The organism is Kribbella sp. CA-247076 (genome assembly GCF_050942445.1).
Classification (GTDB): Bacteria; Actinomycetota; Actinomycetes; order Propionibacteriales; family Kribbellaceae; genus Kribbella.
In genome coordinates, this window is sequence record NZ_CP192051.1 from 5,000,297 (window position 1) to 5,021,404 (window position 21,108).

The 21,108-nt window shown below is 65.5% G+C and carries 14 protein-coding genes and 3 rRNA genes; 5 read left to right on the top strand and 12 right to left on the bottom strand.

Annotated features, from left to right (window positions below):
- Positions 1 to 12: 12 nt before the first annotated feature.
- Positions 13 to 3,135, top strand: a complete 3,123-nt coding sequence (locus ACQPYZ_RS23470) for a chromosome segregation ATPase (RefSeq protein ID WP_433159825.1) — start codon at positions 13 to 15, stop codon at positions 3,133 to 3,135.
- Here the strand turns inward: ACQPYZ_RS23470 and ACQPYZ_RS23475 are convergent, their stop codons facing one another.
- Positions 3,136 to 4,086: an AraC family transcriptional regulator gene (locus ACQPYZ_RS23475; protein ID WP_433159828.1), complete on the bottom strand. Its 951-nt coding sequence runs from the start codon at positions 4,084 to 4,086 to the stop codon at positions 3,136 to 3,138.
- Positions 4,087 to 4,226: 140 nt separating this feature from the next.
- Here ACQPYZ_RS23475 and ACQPYZ_RS23480 point away from each other — a divergent pair, with 140 nt between their 5' ends.
- A complete protein-coding gene (locus ACQPYZ_RS23480; protein ID WP_433159831.1) occupies positions 4,227 to 5,279 on the top strand; it encodes an aldo/keto reductase in 1,053 nt (350 codons plus the stop codon).
- Positions 5,280 to 6,020: 741 nt separating this feature from the next.
- Positions 6,021 to 6,671 (top strand): hypothetical protein, encoded by a 651-nt coding sequence (locus ACQPYZ_RS23485; protein WP_433159834.1) that lies wholly within the window; start codon positions 6,021 to 6,023, stop codon positions 6,669 to 6,671.
- A gap of 63 nt (positions 6,672 to 6,734) precedes the next feature.
- On the opposite strand, the gene ACQPYZ_RS23490 is transcribed toward ACQPYZ_RS23485, so the two are convergent.
- The 7 genes from ACQPYZ_RS23490 to ACQPYZ_RS23520 form a co-directional block, all read right to left on the bottom strand.
- Positions 6,735 to 7,223, bottom strand: coding sequence for an AAA family ATPase (locus ACQPYZ_RS23490; protein ID WP_433159837.1), 489 nt, complete (start codon positions 7,221 to 7,223; stop codon positions 6,735 to 6,737).
- A 310-nt stretch (positions 7,224 to 7,533) separates the two neighbouring features.
- Positions 7,534 to 7,651 (bottom strand): 5S ribosomal RNA (gene rrf / locus ACQPYZ_RS23495).
- A gap of 170 nt (positions 7,652 to 7,821) precedes the next feature.
- Positions 7,822 to 10,949, bottom strand: a 23S ribosomal RNA gene (locus ACQPYZ_RS23500).
- A 481-nt stretch (positions 10,950 to 11,430) separates the two neighbouring features.
- A 16S ribosomal RNA gene (locus ACQPYZ_RS23505) occupies positions 11,431 to 12,950 on the bottom strand.
- The 16S, 23S and 5S rRNA genes sit together here, the layout of an rRNA operon.
- A gap of 985 nt (positions 12,951 to 13,935) precedes the next feature.
- Positions 13,936 to 14,163, bottom strand: a complete 228-nt coding sequence (locus tag ACQPYZ_RS23510) for a hypothetical protein (protein WP_433159840.1) — start codon at positions 14,161 to 14,163, stop codon at positions 13,936 to 13,938.
- 81 nt (positions 14,164 to 14,244) lie between these two features.
- The gene (locus ACQPYZ_RS23515) at positions 14,245 to 14,433 is read right to left on the bottom strand and encodes a KTSC domain-containing protein (protein ID WP_433159843.1); all 189 of its coding nucleotides are present in this window, start codon (positions 14,431 to 14,433) and stop codon (positions 14,245 to 14,247) included.
- A 46-nt stretch (positions 14,434 to 14,479) separates the two neighbouring features.
- The gene (locus ACQPYZ_RS23520; protein WP_433159846.1) at positions 14,480 to 14,833 is read right to left on the bottom strand and encodes a helix-turn-helix domain-containing protein; all 354 of its coding nucleotides are present in this window, start codon (positions 14,831 to 14,833) and stop codon (positions 14,480 to 14,482) included.
- 139 nt (positions 14,834 to 14,972) lie between these two features.
- Between ACQPYZ_RS23520 and ACQPYZ_RS23525 the strand changes: the two genes are divergently transcribed.
- Positions 14,973 to 15,269, top strand: coding sequence for a hypothetical protein (locus ACQPYZ_RS23525; protein WP_433159848.1), 297 nt, complete (start codon positions 14,973 to 14,975; stop codon positions 15,267 to 15,269).
- Positions 15,270 to 15,327: 58 nt separating this feature from the next.
- Here the strand turns inward: ACQPYZ_RS23525 and ACQPYZ_RS23530 are convergent, their stop codons facing one another.
- On the bottom strand, positions 15,328 to 16,305 hold the full coding sequence (locus ACQPYZ_RS23530) for a hypothetical protein (protein ID WP_433159851.1): 978 nt from the start codon (positions 16,303 to 16,305) through the stop codon (positions 15,328 to 15,330).
- A gap of 216 nt (positions 16,306 to 16,521) precedes the next feature.
- Positions 16,522 to 17,151 carry a hypothetical protein gene (locus ACQPYZ_RS23535; RefSeq protein WP_433159854.1) on the bottom strand — a complete coding sequence of 210 codons (630 nt, stop codon included), beginning with the start codon at positions 17,149 to 17,151 and terminating at the stop codon, positions 16,522 to 16,524.
- Positions 17,152 to 17,289: 138 nt separating this feature from the next.
- Here ACQPYZ_RS23535 and ACQPYZ_RS23540 point away from each other — a divergent pair, with 138 nt between their 5' ends.
- The gene (locus tag ACQPYZ_RS23540; RefSeq protein ID WP_433159857.1) at positions 17,290 to 18,114 is read left to right on the top strand and encodes an aldo/keto reductase; all 825 of its coding nucleotides are present in this window, start codon (positions 17,290 to 17,292) and stop codon (positions 18,112 to 18,114) included.
- Between the two features lie 71 nt (positions 18,115 to 18,185).
- Here the strand turns inward: ACQPYZ_RS23540 and ACQPYZ_RS23545 are convergent, their stop codons facing one another.
- Positions 18,186 to 19,256, bottom strand: coding sequence for a class I SAM-dependent methyltransferase (locus ACQPYZ_RS23545; protein WP_433159860.1), 1,071 nt, complete (start codon positions 19,254 to 19,256; stop codon positions 18,186 to 18,188).
- A gap of 65 nt (positions 19,257 to 19,321) precedes the next feature.
- Positions 19,322 to 20,956: a LuxR C-terminal-related transcriptional regulator gene (locus ACQPYZ_RS23550; protein WP_433159863.1), complete on the bottom strand. Its 1,635-nt coding sequence runs from the start codon at positions 20,954 to 20,956 to the stop codon at positions 19,322 to 19,324.
- Between the last annotated feature and the right edge of the window lie 152 nt (positions 20,957 to 21,108).

A 21,108-nucleotide genomic window follows, 5' to 3' on the forward strand; every position in this document is an offset into this window, starting at 1 on the left:
GCGGGGACGAGCATGAGCAGTTCGGTGGAGGACGGCCCGTTCGACATCCTCGGGTCGAAGGTGCTGCTCGGCGTCCAGGTCGTCGACCTGTCCCGCCTGTCCACGCACCCGATCCCGATGGTCGGCCAGGGCCTGGTCACGGTCGCCGGTCAGGGCCCGACCGACTCGAACGGCGCCGGCAAGTCCTCGTGGATCGCCGCGCTCAGCCTCCTGCACGCCGACGACCAGTGGCGCCTGACGAGCGGTGCCCCCGGCGCGGCCGAGCTCCTGTTCACCGCCGAAGCCGCCGGTCAGGAGGGCAACTGGTCGAACGTCGACCGCGGCTACATCATCGGCGTCTTCTCCGATCCCGAGCTGACCGACCTCACCGAGATCGAGGCGGCCGCGATCACCGTCTGGATCCGGATCAACCGCAAGGCGTCGTACATCGACCTGCGCTGGAAGAACGGCCTGCACGTTCCGTACGGCGCGACCGAGGCCGAGCGCGCCGCCGGTGCCGACGCGCTGTGGGCAGCGTTGCCGCACTCGAACGGCCGCACCGACTTCCACGCAAACAAGCTGTCCACGGTCCTGTACGGCGGCCAGGTCCGCTGCGTCTCGTTCCTGTCGACGTCGGTCCGGTCGAGCCCGACCGCCAACCTGCTCGCCGAGCCTCTGAACGAGCTCGGCCCGGCGCGCATCTTCAACGCGATCGCGACCCTGACCGGTCTCGACCACGAGCTCGAACAGGAGCAGGCGCACCGGTCCGCGGAGCACACCCAGCGCGAGGCGACCAAGCAGGCGACGGCCGATCTGCAGCGGTGGGAGCAGGAGATGGCCGCGGTCGAGGCCGGCATCCTGCAGCGTGCGGCGGCGCGGGAGGCGCTGGCCGCGGCGAAGGAATCCTGGCAGGCCCGTTGCGCCCGTCACCTGATCGACGGCGACGCACGCAACACCGAGATCCTGCAGGAGCTCGCCGTACTCGACGAGCGGGTGGCCGAGCAGGAGGCGCGCCGCGAGGCGGTCGACTCCGAGATCGATGCTTTTGGCAACGAGGAGGTACTGCTCCGGGACGTCCAGCTGACCCGTCAGGAGCGGGACAAGCTGGACGCGCGCGATCGCGAGCTCGACCTCGCGCAGCGTTCGGTGCGCGAGCAGCTCGAGCGACTCGGGCAGGAGCACCGGCGGCTGCTGGAGGCCGGACGCTCGGCCGACGGCCGTGACCTCGCCGCTGCTGCCGACGAGCAGGCCGAGGCCCGCGCCGTACTCGAAGAGCACATCGGGCGCGACCATGCCGCCCGGTCCGCGGTGGACCTCGCGACCGCCGAGCTGCGGGAGGCGGAGAGCGGTCAGACGGTGTCGGCGACGCAACAGCAGGTGCTGGAGAACGCCGGCATCGAGTGCGGCGCGCTCACCGACATCACCGAGTTGTCTTCCGCGCAGCGTGCCGAGTGGGAGCCGCGCCTCGCGCCGTACCGAGAAGCTGTCGTCATCGACTTCGGCGACGCCGCGGTCGCCTCGGCCGCGTTGGCCGATGCCGGGTACGCCGGATTCCTGCTGGTGCTCGCGAATCGGCCCGGCGCCCCCAAGACGGGGCGCGGCGGACCGAAGTCGGCCGACAAGCGGTTCACGCTCGACGGGTTCTTCGCAGCGCTGGGCGAGCGCGCGACCAAGGAGAACATCGACGACGTCTCCGGAGTCGTCGCGGTCGGGCAGTTCGACGAGCCGCTGACCGGCCGGACCGCCCGGATCGAGGCCGCGCGTCGACGCGTCGAGGCCGCGGTCGAGGCCCGTGGAGTCGCGTCCGCGGCCCTCGACCAGGCGCGCGCCCGGGTCGATCAGGCCGAGCGACGTACGGCGGCCGCCCGCGCGCTGGCCGACGCCGAGTCGGTGCAGGAGCAGATCCTCGCCCTGCGCGAGACCATCGACCGGCACGAGACCGATCGCGACTCGCTCGCCCCGCAACTCCAGGCCGCGAAGGAGTCCGCCGAAGCGGCTGCCGGCCAGCAACTCGTCCGGGACGAACGGCTCAAGAACCTCGAGGCGACCCGCCGCGACCACCTGCGCGTTCTCGACGACCTGACTGCCCGCCGCCTGACGCTCATCGAGGAGCAGACGTCCCTCGACCTGGTCACCCGGACGACGGCGTGGGGCTCGACGCCGGCGGACGCCGAGGAGTTCATCCTCGGACTGCCCGACGACGCCCAGCGCCGTACGACGGCCGACTGGAACCACCAAGCCTGCACGCAACTCGACGACGTCATCCGCCGCTGTTTCCCGAACGCGCGCTCACGCGAGGAGATCCCGACCGAGCTCTGGGAGATCCTGAACGGTCCCGACGGCTGGACGAGCGGCACCCTCGGCGCCCGCGTCGGCCTGGTGCCGGCGCTGCACCGCACGCTGAGCAGCCACCTCGCGCAGCACGAGACGTTCGACAGCGTGCAACAACGGCAGATCGCCAGCCAGCGCGCCGAACGCAACGCAGCGCTCGAACGCGCCCGCGAGGGTCTCACCGAAGCCGAGAGCACCGCCCGCGCCCACCGCGCATCACTTGCCGACGGCATCAAAGCGCGACTACGCCTGGTGTCCCAGGAGTTCGACCGGCTCGATCAGCAGTACGGCGGGTACGGCGCGAAGCTCGAGTTCCCCGAGCCCGACCCGCCGGCCGAGCCGGACAAGCCGTGGCGCTGGACGGTCACGCCGAAGTGGCGACGGTCGGAGGGCGGACCGTTCTCGGCGTTCAACGTGAAGGGCAACACCGCGCAGATGGACGAGAAGGCGGTCAAACTCGTGTGCGCCGCCGCGCTGGCCGGCGGTTCGGACCGCCCACTACTGCTCATCCTCGATGAGCTCGGGCGCAACCTCGGTTCGCAGCACCGCCGCGAGGCCGTAGCGTTGTTCGAGCAGATCGGCCGCGACCGCAACATCACCGTCATCGGCGCGCTCCAGGACGACATGGAGCGGTACGCCCTCGCGTCGTCCCGCCTCTACGTCAAGCTCCGCCGCAGCTCCGACACCATGCCGTACAACCAGGCACCGGTGGTCAAGGGCAACGAGGAGTACGCCGACCGCGTGGAGCTCCTCCGCACTTGGCTGGAGTCCTACCGCGGCACCACGCCGACCCTCGACCTCGCTGCCCCGACCCTGACCCCGTAGTTACAGCCCGCTCGCGGTTTCGACAGGCACCACCTCGTCGCGAACCTGGTGCCGGTACCGCAGCGGGGACACACCGACTTCACGCTTGAACGCCGTACTGAACGCGCTCTCCGACGCGTACCCGAGGTCGGCGGCCAACGACCCGACTCGGACATCGCCGACGCGCAGGGCTCGCTGCGCCAGCAACATCCGCCACCGGTTCAGATAAGCCAGCGGCGGTACGCCGGCGATGGACCGGAACCGCTCCGCAAACGACGTCCGCGACATGGCAGCGGCACGGGCCAACTCCTCCAAGCCCCACGCCTTGCCGGGCTCGGCGTGCATGAGGCGCAGCGCCGGGCGCAGCCGCTCGTCGGACAGCACCCGTAGCCACCCCGGCGGCAGATCGGCCTGGTCGAGATACGCCCGCAGTACTTCGAGCAGGATCAGCTGCGTGTGCTGCCGGATCGCGAACGCGGATCCCAGTCTGTTCGCGCTCACCTCGTCCAGCAGCCGGTGGAGACTCCCTCGTAGATTGGCACCCTCGACCGCCGAGCCGCGAACGTGCCCAACCGGCGGAAGTGCCTGCATCATCAGCGCCTGGCCGACCGGGTTGAGCCCGATCCGGCCGCCGATGACCACGTCGTCCACACCGGTGTGGGCGCCGATGAGACTGGCGAACGGGAATCCCGGCTCGGGCACGATCTCGCGGCGCGGCTCCGGCCCCGTGCCGCCCTCCAGCTCCAGCCACGACCGGCTGTTGATGATCGCGACATCCCCCGCCTCGAGCTCGATCGGCGCCTCGATGCCGTCCGTGGCCAGCCGACCCCGACCACTCACCACCGCAATGAACTTCAACGGCTCGTCGATCACGGTCCGGGTCACCCACGGACCATGCACCGCGAAGCCTCCCGACAGGAGGCCGCGAACCTCGATGAGGTCGAAGACCTCGGACAACTGATCACCAGCCACCCTCGTACTCTCGCGCAAGAAATCCGAACTAACAACTATTCAGAGTCCGGATCAGTCCGAGCAGACTGGTGTCGCGACGGCAGGGGCAGCTCCGTCGCAGACCTTCTGCCGAATGACCCTCACCCTCAGGAGACACCTTCATGCGTTACCGCACTCTCGGTGGCACCGGAATCCAGGTCAGCCCGTACGCTCTCGGCGCGATGATGTTCGGTGCCGTCGGCAACCCCGACCACGACGAGTCGATCCGCATCATCCACCGAGCGCTCGACGCCGGGATCAACTTCATCGACACCGCCGACATGTACTCGGCCGGCGAGTCCGAAGAGATCGTCGGCAAGGCGCTCAAGGGCCGGCGCGACGACGTCGTACTCGCCACCAAGGCCCGCTTCCCCGTCAACTTCGACCCCAGCGGCGCCACCCCGGTCGTCCCCAACCGGTCCGGCGCGTCACGCCGCTGGCTGATCCGCGCCCTGGAGGACTCTCTCCGCCGACTGGGCACCGACTACGTCGACCTCTTCCAGATCCACCAGCCGGATCCCGAGACCGACCTCGAGGAGACCCTCTCGGCGCTCACCGACCTCGTCCGTGCTGGCAAGGTCCGCGCCGTCGGTACGTCGTCCCTGCCCGCGTCGGACCTCGTCCGTGCGCACTGGGTCTCCGAGCAGCGTGGTCTGATCCGGCTGCGCACCGAACAACCGCCGTATTCGATCCTGAACCGAGGCATCGAGCGGGAGGTGCTGCCGGTCGTGCAGCAGTACGGCATGGGCACGCTGGTCTGGAGCCCACTCGCCGGCGGTCTGCTGACCGGCCGCTACCGCAAGAACCAGCAGAACACCACGCACCGATCCCGTTTCGGCTTTCGCCACCTGACCGACGAGCGCCGCCTCGACGCCGTCGAACAACTCATCGAGGTGGCCGAGGACGCCAAGCTCCCGCTGACCCACCTGGCGCTGGCGTTCGCGATCACGCACCCCGGGGTGACGTCCGCCATCATCGGCCCGCGCACCATGGACCACCTCGACGACCTCCTCGCCGGCCTCGATGTCACCCTGACCGACGACATCCTCGACCGGATCGACGAAATCGCCCCACCCGGCACCGACATCGGCACCCTCGACATGGCCTACAACCCGCCCCCCATCCTCCACCCCCACCTCCGCCGCCGCCCCACCCAATCCCGCCCAGCAGCCTGACCCTCCCGACCAACCCCACCTGGCCCCGCCCCCGGTGCGCACCACCCTCCAGCCGGCCGTCCCCGCCCCCGGCCCGCCTGACCTTCCCGGCCCAACCAGGCCCCCAGCCTGGGCCTCCCAGCCCAACCGAACCCGAGCGTGGCCCACCACCGGGTCCTGGTCCAGGCCTCCCCGCCCAACAAGTCCAGCCTGACCCTCTCCACCAACCGCACCCGGGCCCGGCCCGGGGTACCGCGCTCCAGCCGGACGGCCCCACCGCGGCCCCGAGCCTGAGCCTCCCCACCAACCGCACCCGGGCCCGGCCCACCCTCGGTCCCGGTCCGGGCCTCCTCGCCCAACGATCCAGCCCGGCCCTTCCCCGCTCAGCCAGGCCTCGGTCTGGCCTCTTCGGACCGGCGGGGCCTCCTCACCGCGCCGCGTGCTGCCGCGGCGGGGCATCCCGCTATCCACCTCGCGCGCCGCGCCGCACCCGGCTCCGCGCAGCACCTGCGACCGCATCGCAGAGAGCTGGTCTGGCGGCAGCGCTTCCACTGGTGTGGGCGGTGACTTCAGTCGCGTATTTGCCAAAACCGGACCCCGGTGCTTACCCCCGACCCACCGGTGCTTCAGACTGGACCGGTGGAACCTCCGGAGAACCGCACGGGCTGCTCACGCCGAGTAGGCGGAACTCTGGCCAACCGTCCGCTACCCCGCGTACCGTCTGCTGCGCAGGTCCGGCCGGCTCGTGATCGGAGGGCGTGAATGGCATCGTGGCTCCTCCGCGCCCAGTGGACGCACCGCGACGAGTCCGTCGAGCACCGGGCCCTCCGCGTCGGCCGTACTCTGACCGCGGTCGCCGTAGCGTTCCCCGACGTACACGTCTGGACTCAGGACGAACGCTGGGGGTACCACGTCCTCGAGGCCGACGGCTCCACCCCACTGCAGGAAATGGTCGAGGCGACCACGAAGGTCCTCGCGAACGGCTCGAGCACCACGCGCCTCCACCTGCAGAGCACCGGCGATCTCCCGTGGCTCTTCGACCTGTCCATGGGCGGCACGCTGACCACCGTGTCCGACCAGCTGACGCTGCACTGGAGCGACGAGGACGCCCTCGCGCAGTCGGAGCGCTTCGCTCAGGTACTGCGCGCCGTCGTGACGATCTGGGAACCCGAATGGGCCAGCATCGCCGACACCGAGCTCGCCGCCGCGGCCGGTGTATTCCGCCGCGGTATCCCGATGATGGGCTGGCTGACGTACGTCCGCGGGATGGTAGCCGGTGCCCACGGCATCGACATCGGCCTGACCCCCTTCGAACGCGGCACCCTCCTCCAAGCCCCGGTCGCGCCGGCCGACCTCACCCCGGTCCACATCTGCGCCGCCGCCGCCCTAGTCGGCATCGCACCCGAGTCCTAACCCCGGCCCCGCCGATCTCCGCGGCGATCCAAGCTCCACCTCGTCTTGACCGTCCCCACCTGCCTAGGCGTTCGCCTCCTGTACGTCGGTGACCACCAGTTGCCGATCCCACCGAGCCAACTCGGCCGCATCCGGCACGTGGAACTGCGAGTTGTACTCCTCCAACTCCTCCCGCGTGATGCGAAACGTGCCCTCAGGCAACGCCGCGTTCCGAGCCGCCACCCGCTCCCACAGAACCTCGAACGGCGGATTCAGTACGACGATCTCCGCGAGCGCACCGTGTTCGTGCGCCCGGTTCCGGAACAGGTCGCGCTCGGTCTCCGACCAGCACCCGTAGTCCAGAATCGCGCTCACCCCGAGGGTCAACGCTCGCGCAGCAACGCCCCACAAGAGCTGCGACTCGAGCACCCACCGCTTGCCGTCTTCCTCGTTCACCCCCAGCAGCGGCTTCATCCACTCGTCCGGCGTGAACCGAATCCCCGCCCGCTCCGCCTCGAGCCGCCGAGCCAGCGTCGTCTTGCCGGCTCCAGGCAACCCCACGATCAAACTCATCACCGCACGCTGCATACCCGAACCCTACGAACCCGCACATCCAAGCAGGACAGCACCGTCCCACCCGCACAACAAGAGACCGTCATACGACGGTCGTGGGACGTCGACGACCGACGCATGCCCCACAGACGTCCTGCGGTGAATGGACGCGGGTGCACGTCGACCTCACCGACCAGATGATCATCGTCAAATCCCTCGCCAGGCCCTCGTACCGCAGGCACCACCCGCACCCGCCGGTTGGCGACGCGAGGTCGTCTGGGGGAAATGTTAAGGGCCACCCCGAGACGGGGTGGCCCTTAACAGTGTGAATGTCCGGCGGCGTCCTACTCTCCCACGACCTCCCGGTCGCAGTACCATCGGCGCTGTCGGGCTTAACTTCCAGGTTCGGAATGGAGACTGGGTGTTTCCCCGACGCTATGGCCACCGTAACTCTATGAAAATATCAACCAACCCTGCTCGGGTCACAACACCCCGGGGTGGTTCCGGTGGGGTGTTGGGTTGCTGGGGTTGACCGTATTTCGGGAACCGTACAGTGAACGCGAGTGTCTTCGTTAACGCAGTGTGGTCTGTTGCCCTCACCCCGCTAGGGGTGTGGGTGTGTGACAAGCCCTCGGCCTATTAGTACCAGTCAGCTGCACACGTTGCCGTGCTTCCACTTCTGGCCTATCAACCCAGTGGTCTACTGGGGGCCTTACCCGGTTGTCCCGGTGGGAGACCTCATCTTGAAGCGTGCTTCCCGCTTAGATGCTTTCAGCGGTTATCACTCCCGAACGTAGCCAACCAGCCGTGCTCCTGGCGGAACAACTGGCACACCAGAGGTTCGTCCACCCCGGTCCTCTCGTACTAGGGGCAGCCCTTCTCAAGTCTCCTGCGCGCGCAGCGGATAGGGACCGAACTGTCTCACGACGTTCTAAACCCAGCTCGCGTGCCGCTTTAATGGGCGAACAGCCCAACCCTTGGGACCTACTCCAGCCCCAGGATGCGACGAGCCGACATCGAGGTGCCAAACCATCCCGTCGATATGGACTCTTGGGGAAGATCAGCCTGTTATCCCCGGGGTACCTTTTATCCGTTGAGCGACGGTGCTCCCACATGCCACCGCCGGATCACTAGTTCCGACTTTCGTCCCTGCTCGACATGTCTGTCTCACAGTCAAGCTCCCTTGTGCACTTACACTCGACACCTGATTGCCAACCAGGCTGAGGGAACCTTTGAGCGCCTCCGTTACCTTTTAGGAGGCGACCGCCCCAGTCAAACTACCCACCAGGCACTGTCCCTGATCCGGATAACGGACCAAAGTTAGACAGCCAGAACAACCAGAGTGGTATTTCAACGATGACTCCACCCGAACTGGCGTCCGAGTTTCACAGTCTCCCACCTATCCTACACAAGTTGTACCGACCACCAATACCAAGTTGTAGTAAAGGTCCCGGGGTCTTTCCGTCCTGCTGCGCGTAACGAGCATCTTTACTCGTAATGCAATTTCGCCGAGTCCATGGTTGAGACAGCGCCCAAGTCGTTACGCCATTCGTGCAGGTCGGAACTTACCCGACAAGGAATTTCGCTACCTTAGGATGGTTATAGTTACCACCGCCGTTTACTGGCGCTTAAGTTCAAAGCTTCGCCGGCCGAAACCAGCTAACCTGTCCCCTTAACGTTCCAGCACCGGGCAGGCGTCAGTCCGTATACATCGAATTACTTCTTCGCACGGACCTGTGTTTTTAGTAAACAGTCGCTTGGGCCTGGTCTCTGCGGCCATCACCGCGTCCCCCAGCAAGTGGGGTAACGGATCCGGCCCCCCTTCTCCCGAAGTTACGGGGGCATTTTGCCGAGTTCCTTAACCATGGTTCACTCGATCGCCTCGGTATTCTCTACCTGATCACCTGTGTCGGTTTGGGGTACGGGCGGCTCTAACACTCACTGCGAAGTTTTTCTCGGCAGCATGGGATCATCCACTTCCCCTGAACGGGTCCGCCTCGGCTCTCAGGCTTCATGAGGCACGGATTTGCCTATGCCTCGCCCTACCACCTTGCCCGCGGATCAGCTTGCGCCTACCATCGCCGCGGTTGGACTACCCTCCTGCGTCACTCCTCAGTGCACCTACTACCACCTCGGGCCGGAACATCCACACCTCAACCCGAAGGTCTCAGCACTTCAATTCCTTAGCATCAGCGGGTTCGGTCGGGTCGTGTCAGTGCCGGTACGGGAATATCAACCCGTTGTCCATCGACTACGCCTGTCGGCCTCGCCTTAGGTCCCGACTTACCCAGGGCAGATTAGCTTGACCCTGGAACCCTTGATCATCCGGCGGACGGGTTTCTCACCCGTCATTCGCTACTCATGCCTGCATTCTCACTCGTGCAGCATCCACAACTCCATCACTAGGCTGCTTCACACGCTGCACGACGCTCCCCTACCCATCCACACACCTGGACCACACCCAAAAGGGTGAGGCCGGGTACGAGTGTGAATGCCACAGCTTCGGCGGATTGCTTGAGCCCCGCTACATTGTCGGCGCGGAATCACTTGACCAGTGAGCTATTACGCACTCTTTCAAGGGTGGCTGCTTCTAAGCCAACCTCCTGGTTGTCTGGGCAACTCCACATCCTTTTCCACTTAGCAATCGCTTAGGGGCCTTAGCTGGTGATCTGGGCTGTTTCCCTCTCGACTACGGAGCTTATCCCCCGCAGTCTCACTGCCGCGCTCTCACTTACCGGCATTCGGAGTTTGGCTGATTTCGGTAAGCCGGTAAGCCCCCTAGACCATCCAGTGCTCTACCTCCGGTAAGAAACACACGACGCTGCACCTATATGCATTTCGGGGAGAACCAGCTATCACGGAGTTTGATTGGCCTTTCACCCCTATCCACAGGTCATCCCCCAGGTTTTCAACCCTGGTGGGTTCGGTCCTCCACGCGGTCTTACCCACGCTTCAACCTGCCCATGGATAGATCACTCCGCTTCGGGTCTAGAGCATGCGACTCAAACGCCCTATTCAGACTCGCTTTCGCTACGGCTACCCCACACGGGTTAACCTCGCCACACACCACTAACTCGCAGGCTCATTCTTCAAAAGGCACGCCGTCACACCCCACAAGGAGATGCTCCGACGGATTGTAGGCAACCGGTTTCAGGTACTATTTCACTCCCCTCCCGGGGTACTTTTCATCTTTCCCTCACGGTACTAGTCCGCTATCGGTCACCAAGAAGTATTTAGGCTTAGCGGGTGGTCCCGCCAGATTCACACGGAATTTCAAGAGTCCCGTGCTACTTGGGAAAACACTCGGAAGTCGCTGTCTTACACCTACGGGGCCATAACCCACTACGGCTCAACATTCCAGAAGATTCGGCTTCAACAGCGATTTATAACTCCCCGACACCACGGCATTAGTGTCAGAATGCTCCCACAACCCCACATGCGCAACGCACGCCGGCTATCACACACACATGGTTTAGCCTCATCCGCTTTCGCTCGCCACTACTCACGGAATCACAATTGTTTTCTCTTCCTGCGGGTACTGAGATGTTTCACTTCCCCGCGTTCCCTCCAGAACCCTATGTGTTCAGGCACTGGTAACTGGCTTTAGAATGCCAGCTGGGTTTCCCCATTCGGACACCCCCGGATCACAGCTTGGTTGCCAACTCCCCGGGGCTTATCGCAGGCTCCAACGTCCTTCATCGGCTCTTGGTACCAAGACATCCACCGATTGCCCTTAGTAGCTTGTCACAACAACAAAAACACACAAAACGCTACAAAGAGATGCTCGCGTCCACTATACAGTTCTCAAAATACGGGCAGGAACACCAACCCCTAAACCACCACCCACCAGAGAAGAACACCATCCAGGGAAACAACACACCCATCAAGTGAACCCACCAGCAGTTTGGTGAGAGCCGGCCCCAGCCACCCATCCAACCAGCACCAGCCAGTTGAACCGTGACCCAGAAAAACCAGTCCACATCCCCCCTTGGGGGACCCGGCCCGATTCCTCAGGACCCAACAGCGCGCCTCGGCCACTCACCCACACCTCGCACACGTTCCACGCATCCCCCTCGAAAGAGGGTTCAGCAGTACTAGCACACGCGATCCGGGATCCCGGCCTAATGGTCAATGTTCCACAGTCCGAAGCACCATCACCCCGAGACGCACGCTCGAGCAGTGATGAATGGACAACCACGCAGAACGTGACTGCCGCAGCGCTCCTTAGAAAGGAGGTGATCCAGCCGCACCTTCCGGTACGGCTACCTTGTTACGACTTCGTCCTAATCGCCAGCCCCACCTTCGACGGCTCCCTCCCACAAGGGGTTAGGCCACCGGCTTCGGGTGTTGCCGACTTTCATGACGTGACGGGCGGTGTGTACAAGGCCCGGGAACGTATTCACCGCAGCGTTGCTGATCTGCGATTACTAGCGACTCCGACTTCATGGGGTCGAGTTGCAGACCCCAATCCGAACTGAGACCGGCTTTTTGGGATTCGCTCCACCTTACGGCTTCGCAGCCCTTTGTACCGGCCATTGTAGCATGCGTGAAGCCCTGGACATAAGGGGCATGATGACTTGACGTCATCCCCACCTTCCTCCGAGTTGACCCCGGCAGTCTCCTATGAGTCCCCACCATAACGTGCTGGCAACATAGGACGAGGGTTGCGCTCGTTGCGGGACTTAACCCAACATCTCACGACACGAGCTGACGACAGCCATGCACCACCTGTATAGGACCCTTACGGACCTCCCATCTCTGGGAGATTTCCCTATATGTCAAACCCAGGTAAGGTTCTTCGCGTTGCATCGAATTAATCCGCATGCTCCGCCGCTTGTGCGGGCCCCCGTCAATTCCTTTGAGTTTTAGCCTTGCGGCCGTACTCCCCAGGCGGGGCGCTTAATGCGTTAGCTGCGGCACGGAGGACGTGGAATGTCCCCCACACCTAGCGCCCAACGTTTACGGCGTGGACTACCAGGGTATCTAATCCTGTTCGCTACCCACGCTTTCGCTCCTCAGCGTCAGGTAAGGCCCAGAGAGCCGCCTTCGCCACCGGTGTTCTTCCTGATATCTGCGCATTCCACCGCTACACCAGGAGTTCCGCTCTCCCCTGCCTACCTCTAGTCTGCCCGTATCGGAAGCAGGCTCGGAGTTAAGCTCCGAGTTTTCACTCCCGACGCGACGAACCGCCTACGAGCCCTTTACGCCCAATAATTCCGGACAACGCTCGGACCCTACGTATTACCGCGGCTGCTGGCACGTAGTTGGCCGGTCCTTCTTCTGCAGGTACCGTCACTCTCGCTTCGTCCCTGCTGAAAGAGGTTTACAACCCGAAGGCCGTCATCCCTCACGCGGCGTTGCTGCGTCAGACTTTCGTCCATTGCGCAATATTCCCCACTGCTGCCTCCCGTAGGAGTCTGGGCCGTGTCTCAGTCCCAGTGTGGCCGGTCGCCCTCTCAGGCCGGCTACCCGTCGACGCCTTGGTAGGCCATTACCCCACCAACAAGCTGATAGGCCGCGAGCCCATCCCCAACCGCCAGAACTTTCAACCACAAGCCATGAAGCCCGTGATGATATCCGGTATTAGACCCCGTTTCCGAGGCTTATCCCGAAGTTGAGGGTAGGTTGCTCACGTGTTACTCACCCGTTCGCCGCTCGTGTACCCCCGAAGGGGCCTTACCGCTCGACTTGCATGTGTTAAGCACGCCGCCAGCGTTCGTCCTGAGCCAGGATCAAACTCTCCGTTGAAAAATATAGACAAACCAACCCCACAAAAAGGGCCAGTATCGTCAACACATCGAGTGATCCTTTGAATCAGAAACAAACCAAAACTGGCTTGAATCCAGAAATATTTCAAAGGAATCCGCCACAGAACACAAACAAAAACCCACACCCACAAGAGCCGGGGCCAGGAAAATGTTCAATGCCCTATGAACGGGGTTAATGCATCTATCGGCATTGACTTTCGGCACGCTGTTGAGTTCTCAAGAATCGGACGCACACCGCGCTCCAGACTTTCGTTTGAAGCTCCGGGGCAACTCGCCCAACTTTACTGTTTCGTCCGGGGCCGGTCAAATCGGCCTCTTTCGTCCCAGTCTCCCTGCGCGACCCAGTGACCGAAACCCGCCGAGGCGTGTTTCGGCTTCCGAGACCTTCAGGGAGTTTGTCGGAGGACCGGCCGCTTTCGCGTCCTGCGTCTCGCTCCAACAAGAAGAACATTACTGTGACATTCGCGGGCCAGATGCAAATCGGGGTGCCGGACCTTGTCCGAGACCTTGCGAAGCACCCTCGGCGCCGGTCAGCCGGCACCCGCCACGAGGCAGTGGTCGTCCCTCAGGTCACATCACTCACTCGCGTCTCCGCGAGCGACTCCTCCCATGATGCCGCATCACACAAGCCGGCTCCACGGGATATCCGGCACCAGGGGGGAGCTGGCCGGCCAGCTCCCACCTGTCACGCACCGCACCGTCCAGCAGACGCCTCTCGGCGAGTGGCCGCTCGTAGCGGCTGAGGTTGAGGCCCGGGGTCATGAACCGGACGGCATCAGGTGTAACCGGCGCCCGACCCACATGTATTCCCGCGGGCGACCCGGGCTCGCAACCGCCCCAGAGGAAGCTGGCACTCACGGACCTCGAGGTTCGATGCTCGTGCACCACGGTCCCGACTGCCACGTGTACTCGTAGTGCAATGGCGAGCCTGCCGCGGCTTGTCCGCGGCAGGCTCGTGGCTTCGGTTACCTCGACGGCTGCGGTGCTTCGCAGTCGATCTTCGGGTTCGCGCCGACGTAGTTGAGTGGGCCGACGGCGATGGTGACGAGCACCGTGCCGACCTTGGCGCACGTCGCGTCGGATCCTGAGAAGTAGTTCCGTTGGGCCGCGGCCGCCAGGCCGATGAGCAGCCAGACAACAACAAGGACCGCGACGGTGCGGGAACCAGTCGTAGATGCTCTACGAGTGCGCATGTCCACCTCCTGGGCTGAGCGCACCCCCGTGCGTTGACACTTCTTTGGTTCCCGCCGTCGGGCCTACAGAAACGGTCCGGGTCACACCTCGCGGTAGTCGTAGTACGGCTTGATCTCGGTGTTGACGTACGCGCCGATGCTGGGCGCCGCGAGCAGAGCGGCGAAGGTGGTCTGCGGCACGTCGAAGTACTGGTACCTGGAGCCGTTGACGAATTCGAGCTCCAACGTGCCGTCGGTCCAACCGACCGATCGCACACTCGACGAGTTCACCGGGCGTCGCCTCACACGCGCTCCCTCCGAGTACGTCGTACGTCGCCTAGTGTGCCGTTGATCGCTCCGGCTCCGCGGACTCCAGGCGCGCCACGGCGCGGGCCAGATCGCCGAGCGCCTCGTTGAGTTGGCTCAACACGTCGTGGTCGAGCACAACCTGCGGCTCGTCGAGACCCAGGTTGGCGGCGAACCTGACCTGTGCATCGGGCGGCGCCTGTCTGAGTGCGCTGTCGAGTGCTTGCTGAATCTGCTTGCTCGGCACCATGTCCGGCCGCTCGCGCCATTTGGTGACCGTCCTCGGCGCGACGTTGAGTTGGTAGGCGAAGGATTCGTTGGTCATCCGGAGCGCGGTGCGCAAGGCGTGCGCGTGCCGGCCCGTCCATTCCTCGATGATCGTCATCGGTATCACTCCCTGCGCGGTTGTCACTCCTTGCAATCAGGTTACGGCGATCAGGTGATCGGCAGAGTGCCGGATTTTTGCCCTGTGGATACCGGTTCAGTTCATGGTGAGGGCGTGGCCGCAGGCGTTGACTGTCGGCATGGACGAGATCAGCGGTCGAACGACCACGCTGCCGCGGACGATCCCGCGACGGCGTCATCTGAAAGTCGCCGGCAGGGCCGGACCACGATGTTTCCAGTTGGTCCGCCACCTCGATGTATCCGGCGTCAGCGGTACGGGCGTTGTCGCCGAGGGGGTCGAGTGGACCGACGGGACGGTGGCCCTGCACTGGGGTGGGCGCTATCCGACCACCACGGTCTGGCCGGACGGCATCGACGCCCTCCTCACGGTCCACGGTCATAACGGCGCGACCACCATCCAGTGGCTGGATGGCTGACATGCGCCCCCAGACTCGGTGGGGCGGGCCCACCCTGCAGACAGTCCGCCTCACCGACCTATTCGGACGAGAACTCCTCGCGGTACATGCCATGTGGTTGTTCGGACGCGGACCTTGGCGTGCCGTTGTGGGAGGTCTGAGACATCGCGTCGTCGCCCGGCGACGGGCTGGTCCGTTCCTTGCCGGGCTCCAGGAGGTGGTCGACTGCTGAGGTGAAATCGAGTTCGGCTCGACTCGGCTGTGCGCGATCGACGACGTCGGCGGGCGAGCGCCGTACCGGAAGGTCGTTCGCCGCAGCCGACAGCTCGGCGAGGGTGTCCAGCAAGCCGAGCGCGGTCTCGACTTCGCCGGGATTGTTGACCAGCCACCAGACGGCCGCCGAGCCAGGCGTGGCGAAGACGTCGTTCTTCAGATACTCGCGCTTGCCCTGTTCCATCCGGCGTTCGAGCAGCGTGGTCTGCTCCCGGCGGTGCAGGGCGGCGAGGTGCTGAAGGTGCTTCTCGTCCGGGTCCGGCAGGCGCAGGCGAACCTCGGTCGCCCAGCTGCGCACCTGTCCCTTCTCGTCGAGCGCGGGCTCGCCGAGCATCGCGGCCAGGCGGTGCTGGTTGAGCGACTCCTCGGTCACCTGCTGCGTGGCGGTCAAGGCGCGGGCGCGCTCGAGTAGGGCATGGACCGCGACCGCTCCGAGGTCCGCGTGCCTCGCGCCGGACAGCACCGTCGACCACTGCACTACCGCCGAGAAGCTGAAGTGGAAGTCAGGTGATGCGGATGGCAGACGTACGTCGGCGACCGTGCGCGACGGCGGCCCGGTGAACACCGGGTCGCGATCCGGCAGTACGACGGAAGGCGCGGGCGGCGGCGGGGTCGCGGCCGGCCGGGGTGGGTCGGGTTGCTTCCAGACCACGGCGAGCAGGACGAGCAGCACCACCGAGAGCACGAGTGCGGCCCAACCCGGCAGGCCGACGATCAGACAGACGACGTACAGGACCAGGACGATGGCGGCAGCTGTCAGGAGGGAGTTGCGATGGAGCTTCATGGTGGCGTTCCTTCACCACGTTGGGCGGACGTCAGGAGGTCGGCCAATGCGTACCGGACGGCTTCCCCGTCCTACCGCCACCCGGGTCACCGGCAACCCAGTGCACGGACCTCGCCAGGCGACGAGCCCACGAAAAGTCTCCCATTCCTAACCCAAAGTAGTCGCCGTCCGCGTGTCGGTGAGCTTGCGGATCAGCGCGGGCTGACCGGCCCTCGGTCAGCCAGTGAGGGAGCGGAGGGCTCGGCGGGAGGGTCTCAGGAGGACCGGCTTGTAGGGGCAGCGGGCGTCGGTAAGGGTCTCGTACGCGCTGATGGCTCTGTTCGCGGCGTCCCAGCCCTGCTCGGCGGGAGTCCGGCCGAGGCCTCGGTTGCGAACGAGGGCGCCGTAGAAGGCCGAGCAGAAGACGGTCGCCTCGTACCAGCCGATGACCGTGCTCGTGCCGATGTAGGTGATGTCGTCCTGGAGACAGTCGCGGATGGCGCGCTGCCATTTGCCGATGCCCGTCTTGCATCCGTCAGCGATCACGACACCGCTGGCGATGCCCCACTGCCGGTCGAGAAACCACTCGGCGAGCGACCTGAGCGAGACCTGGGTCTGGCCGTCGGTGGACAGGAAGGAGGGCTCCTCGCTGTGGTCACCGTGCGCCATCACGTGCAGGACGGTCGACGGCGTGGTGAGCGCCGAGAACGCTGTCTCGTGGTCGCGGGTGCGGACGAAGTTCACGTCGATGACCGGTTGGTCCCAGCCGGCGTTGATGTTCCCGGTGATGCCCTGGACGAAGCTCATCGACGCGTCGAACGAGCTGTCCAAACCGAGATCCACCAGAGTGATCAGCCGGTTCTTCATTCGCCCACCCCTCCTGACGTTCCCATCCCGCCGCACCATGATGAACTACGCCCCCGACAGTTGGCTCCCGCTTGCGATCCGCTGAGACGGGTACGACGTACGGTGGCCGAACCCCGTGCCCGTCCGAGGAGGACTTCGATGAGTTCAGTTCCAGTCGTCACGCTGAGTGGTGGGACCTCGATGCCGCGGATCGGGCTCGGTACGTCGCCGATGGACGACGCCGACGCCGAGCGGACGGTCTCGACGGCGCTGGAGCTCGGGTACCGGCTGATCGACACCGCGGAGAACTACCGCAACGAGACCGGTGTCGGCCGGGCCCTCAAGGGCGTGCCGCGGGACGAGGTGTTCGTGACGTCGAAGTTCAACAAGCGGTGGCACAGTGTCGACGGGGCACGGACGGCGTTCGAGGCGAGCGCCGAAAAGCTCGGCGTCGAGTATCTGGATCTGCTGCTCATTCACTGGCCCAACCCGGATCAGGATCAGTACGTCGAAGCGTGGCAGGGGTTGATTGCGCTGCGTGAGGCCGGGCTGGTTCGGGCGATCGGGACGTCGAACTTCAAGCCGGCTCACTTGCAACGGCTGATCGATGAGACCGGCGTGGCACCGGAGGTCAATCAGGTGCAGCTGAGTCCGGTGTGGGCGAAGTCGGCTGAGCGTGAGTTCCATCAGAAGCACGGCATCGTCACCGAGGCGTGGAGTCCGCTCGGGAAGGGGACGGATCTGCTGGAGCACGCGACTGTGCGCGAGATTGCAGAGGCACATGATCGGACCCCTGGGCAGGTCGTGATGCGGTGGGAGACGCAGCAGGACGTCGTGCCAATTCCCAAGTCTGCCAACCGAGCGCGGCTCGAGCAGAACTTGGCTGTCTTCGACTTCGACCTGACCGATGAGCAGCTCGCGGCTCTGGCATCCCTCGACGGCACCGCTCGTCCCGCCGCCGACTCCGACCACTCAGGCCACTGAACGATCCGCGCAACCCCCGCGGTCCGGAGGCGCACGAGCGGCGGCCTCAGCACTCCACGCGGGTGGGCGGGCTATTTGTGGGCGATGTAGTAGGTGTTGAAGGGGTCGGGGGCTAGGTGGGTGGGGTGGATGGTGGTGAAGCCGGCGGTGGTGAGCATTTGGTGGGCTTTTTGTTCGCCCCAGACTGTGCCTAGGGCGTCGCCGTTGAGGGAGAGGGAGACGGTCATGCAGTGCATGGTGGAGATGCCGTAGAGGAAGGTGGCGAAGGGGTTGTCCAGGTTGTCCTCGAGGTTGCTCGAGGCCCGGATGTCGACCATCAGGAAGACGCCACCGGGACGGAGCGAGTCGGCGATGCCGGCGAGGACCTGGACGGGGTGGGCCTGGTCGTGGATCGCGTCGAAGGCGGTGACCAGGTCGAAGCGCTCGTGCTCACCGAGATCGGCGGCGTCGCGGACGACGAACTCCGCGTTCGACAGTCCTAGCGCGGTGGCTTCAGCCTGGCCGGCGGCGATGCCTTCGGCGGAGAAGTCGTAGCCGACGCACCGGCTGCGGGGGTAGGCGGCGGCGATGAGGTTGATCGCGTGCCCGCTGCCACAGCCGACATCGGCGACCTCGATGCCCTCCGAGAGGCGAGCGGGCAGCCCCGGCACGAGCGGGAGGATCGTGTCGATCAGTGCTGCGTCGAAGATGGCGCCGCTGTCCTCGGCCATGAGCCGGTGGAACTCCACGAACTCCGAGTACGGAACTCCCCCGCCGCGCCGGAAGCACTCGACCAGCGACGATTCGACGCCGGCGAGCAGCGGGATGAACTGCATTGTTCGCGCGAGGTTGTCCGGGCCGGCTGCGCGGGTCAGGAAGGCGGCGTGCTCGCGCGGTAGCCAGTACGTTCGGTCGTCGGCGTCGTACTCGACGATCCGGGCGACGGTCATGGCGACGAGCCACTCGCGCACGTATCGCTCGTGCAGGCCGGCGGCGCCGGCGATCTCGTGGCTGGTGGCGGGTGGCAGGTCAGCGAGGGTGTTGTAGAGACCGACCTGGTGGCCGATGCTCAGCAGGAGGGCGAGCGTCCCGTGATTCAGTACGTCGACCATCTGCTGCCCGAAAGCCTCCACGCGCGTTGTGTCCATCAGTGTCTCGCTCATGGTGAGCTCCTTTCGACACAGCGAGCGTTGCAGCGCTAGGTCGCGCCGGGCATCGGTGAACTCGCCTATTCGCTCACCCGGGTGAGGTAGGCGGCGACTTCGGTTCGGTTTCGGGCGCCGAGCTTGGACAGGATGCTGGCTACGTGGTGTTCGACCGTACGGCGGCTGATGTAGAGCCGGGCCGCGATCTCCGGATTCGGCAGGCCCTCGGCGAGTACGGCGAGCACGTCGCGCTCCCGTTGGGTCAGCAGCCCGAGGCCACGCGGACCGACCCGAGCGGCCGACGCGCCGGCGGCCCGCAACCAAGCGGAAGCCGCATCGGCATCAGCCCGAGCACCCAAGTCCTCGAACACCGCGAGAGCGATCCGGGCCTCGGCCACCGCAGGCGTCGGCTCGTCCGGGCACAGAGCCTGCGCCAGCATCATTCGGGTCCGCGCCACCTCGAGCGGCATCTCCAACAGCCCGAACCAGGTCATTGCCGCTGACAACCGTGCCACGGCCTCCCGAGACTTCCCCTGCGCCAGCAGAGCCCGTCCGCATAAGCGGGCAGCCCGGGCTGCGATCAGCCCGCTGTCGGTCGTCGTACCGAGAGCAGTAAGCCGCTCTGCCTCAGCAACAGCGCCGGCAACATCACCAGCGGCCAGGCAAGCGGCGCCAAGAACCTCGCGCAGCCGCGCTTCGTCCAGTGGAGTGGCCTCGTCGAGGTGACGACGTACCAATGACAGCGCCATCGCCACCTCCCCTGCGGTCAGGTAGGTGGCTGCCAGGACGGGCCGGACGACAGCGCGGTCCTCGAAGCCGGTCAACAGGAGACGGGCCTCCGCAACACGCCCCTGCCCGAGGCGGAGGTCAGCGAGGAAGGCAGCCGCCTCCGCCTGGACCGCGGGTGCTGCGTCCTGTGCCAGCTCCGCTGCGGCGACCAGTTCGTCCTCGGCCCGGGACCAGTCGCCGATCGCGATGAGCACAGCACCGTACGACGCCCGGCACGACGCATTCAGATAGGGGCAGCCGTAGCGCGAGATGAAGCCGTCGAGCGAACGCGTCCACTGCACGACTCGAAGGAAGTCAGCGCCGCGAACACACGAGCGCATCAACAGGCAGCTGGTCAGCACGACCGTGTCAGGCCGGGCTCCCTCACCGCCGAGCGCACCCGCGAGAGCCTCGTCCAGCAAGGCAGTGCCCTCGATGACGTGGCCCAGCTCGATGAGAGCCGAGCCCCACATGCTGAGCGCGCACAGCTCGAGATCCCGGTCCCCCGCGTCCGCCCCGACCTCGTACGCCGCTTCGCACCAAGCGGCCACATCAGCCGCATCGGCCCCGGGCGCAGACCCGGCACGCGCCAGCGACGCCCACGCCGACACCACTGGATCCCCCAGCGATGCAGCCACGCGAACCGCCCGAGCAGCCCAGCCCTGTGCCGCTGCCCGGTCGCCGAAGTTGGCGTCGTACACGAAGCTGAGCCCCAGTGCGGTGAAGACCGCCTCTGCCGGGTCGGACCGGCGGTACAAGGCGTAGGCGCGTTCCCAGCACGAAAATGTGGACCGGGTGTCGCCCAGCCACCACTGCGCGGTGCCCAGCCCGTTGAGGCCCGCAGCGGTGTCTCGCACACCGTCGGACCCGAACGCGGCACGTGCCGCCGGCCAGTCCCCGTCGCCGAGTGCCTTCGCCCCGGCCGCGAGGAGACCGTCGATCTCCTCCACAGCTCGACGGTAGTCGCGCTGCGGCCCCCGGGGAAAGTGGGAAGTTCCCGGGGGCCGTGGCGCTTTCAGCTATCGAGCCGACCGCAGTCGGCGACCGGAGCCGGCCAGCCAACCCAGCCAGCTATCGAGCCGACCAAGCCAGACTGCAGCGA

Coding starts and splice junctions, on each gene's coding strand:
- ACQPYZ_RS23470 (WP_433159825.1), top strand. CDS start 13: ATGAGCAGTTCGGTGGAGGACGGCCCGTTCGACATCCTCGGGTCGAAG.
- ACQPYZ_RS23480 (WP_433159831.1), top strand. CDS start 4,227: ATGCGTTACCGCACTCTCGGTGGCACCGGAATCCAGGTCAGCCCGTAC.
- ACQPYZ_RS23485 (WP_433159834.1), top strand. CDS start 6,021: ATGGCATCGTGGCTCCTCCGCGCCCAGTGGACGCACCGCGACGAGTCC.
- ACQPYZ_RS23490 (WP_433159837.1), bottom strand. CDS start 7,223: ATGAGTTTGATCGTGGGGTTGCCTGGAGCCGGCAAGACGACGCTGGCT.
- ACQPYZ_RS23510 (WP_433159840.1), bottom strand. CDS start 14,163: ATGCGCACTCGTAGAGCATCTACGACTGGTTCCCGCACCGTCGCGGTC.
- ACQPYZ_RS23520 (WP_433159846.1), bottom strand. CDS start 14,833: ATGACGATCATCGAGGAATGGACGGGCCGGCACGCGCACGCCTTGCGC.
- ACQPYZ_RS23525 (WP_433159848.1), top strand. CDS start 14,973: ATGGACGAGATCAGCGGTCGAACGACCACGCTGCCGCGGACGATCCCG.
- ACQPYZ_RS23530 (WP_433159851.1), bottom strand. CDS start 16,305: ATGAAGCTCCATCGCAACTCCCTCCTGACAGCTGCCGCCATCGTCCTG.
- ACQPYZ_RS23535 (WP_433159854.1), bottom strand. CDS start 17,151: ATGAAGAACCGGCTGATCACTCTGGTGGATCTCGGTTTGGACAGCTCG.
- ACQPYZ_RS23540 (WP_433159857.1), top strand. CDS start 17,290: ATGAGTTCAGTTCCAGTCGTCACGCTGAGTGGTGGGACCTCGATGCCG.
- ACQPYZ_RS23545 (WP_433159860.1), bottom strand. CDS start 19,256: ATGAGCGAGACACTGATGGACACAACGCGCGTGGAGGCTTTCGGGCAG.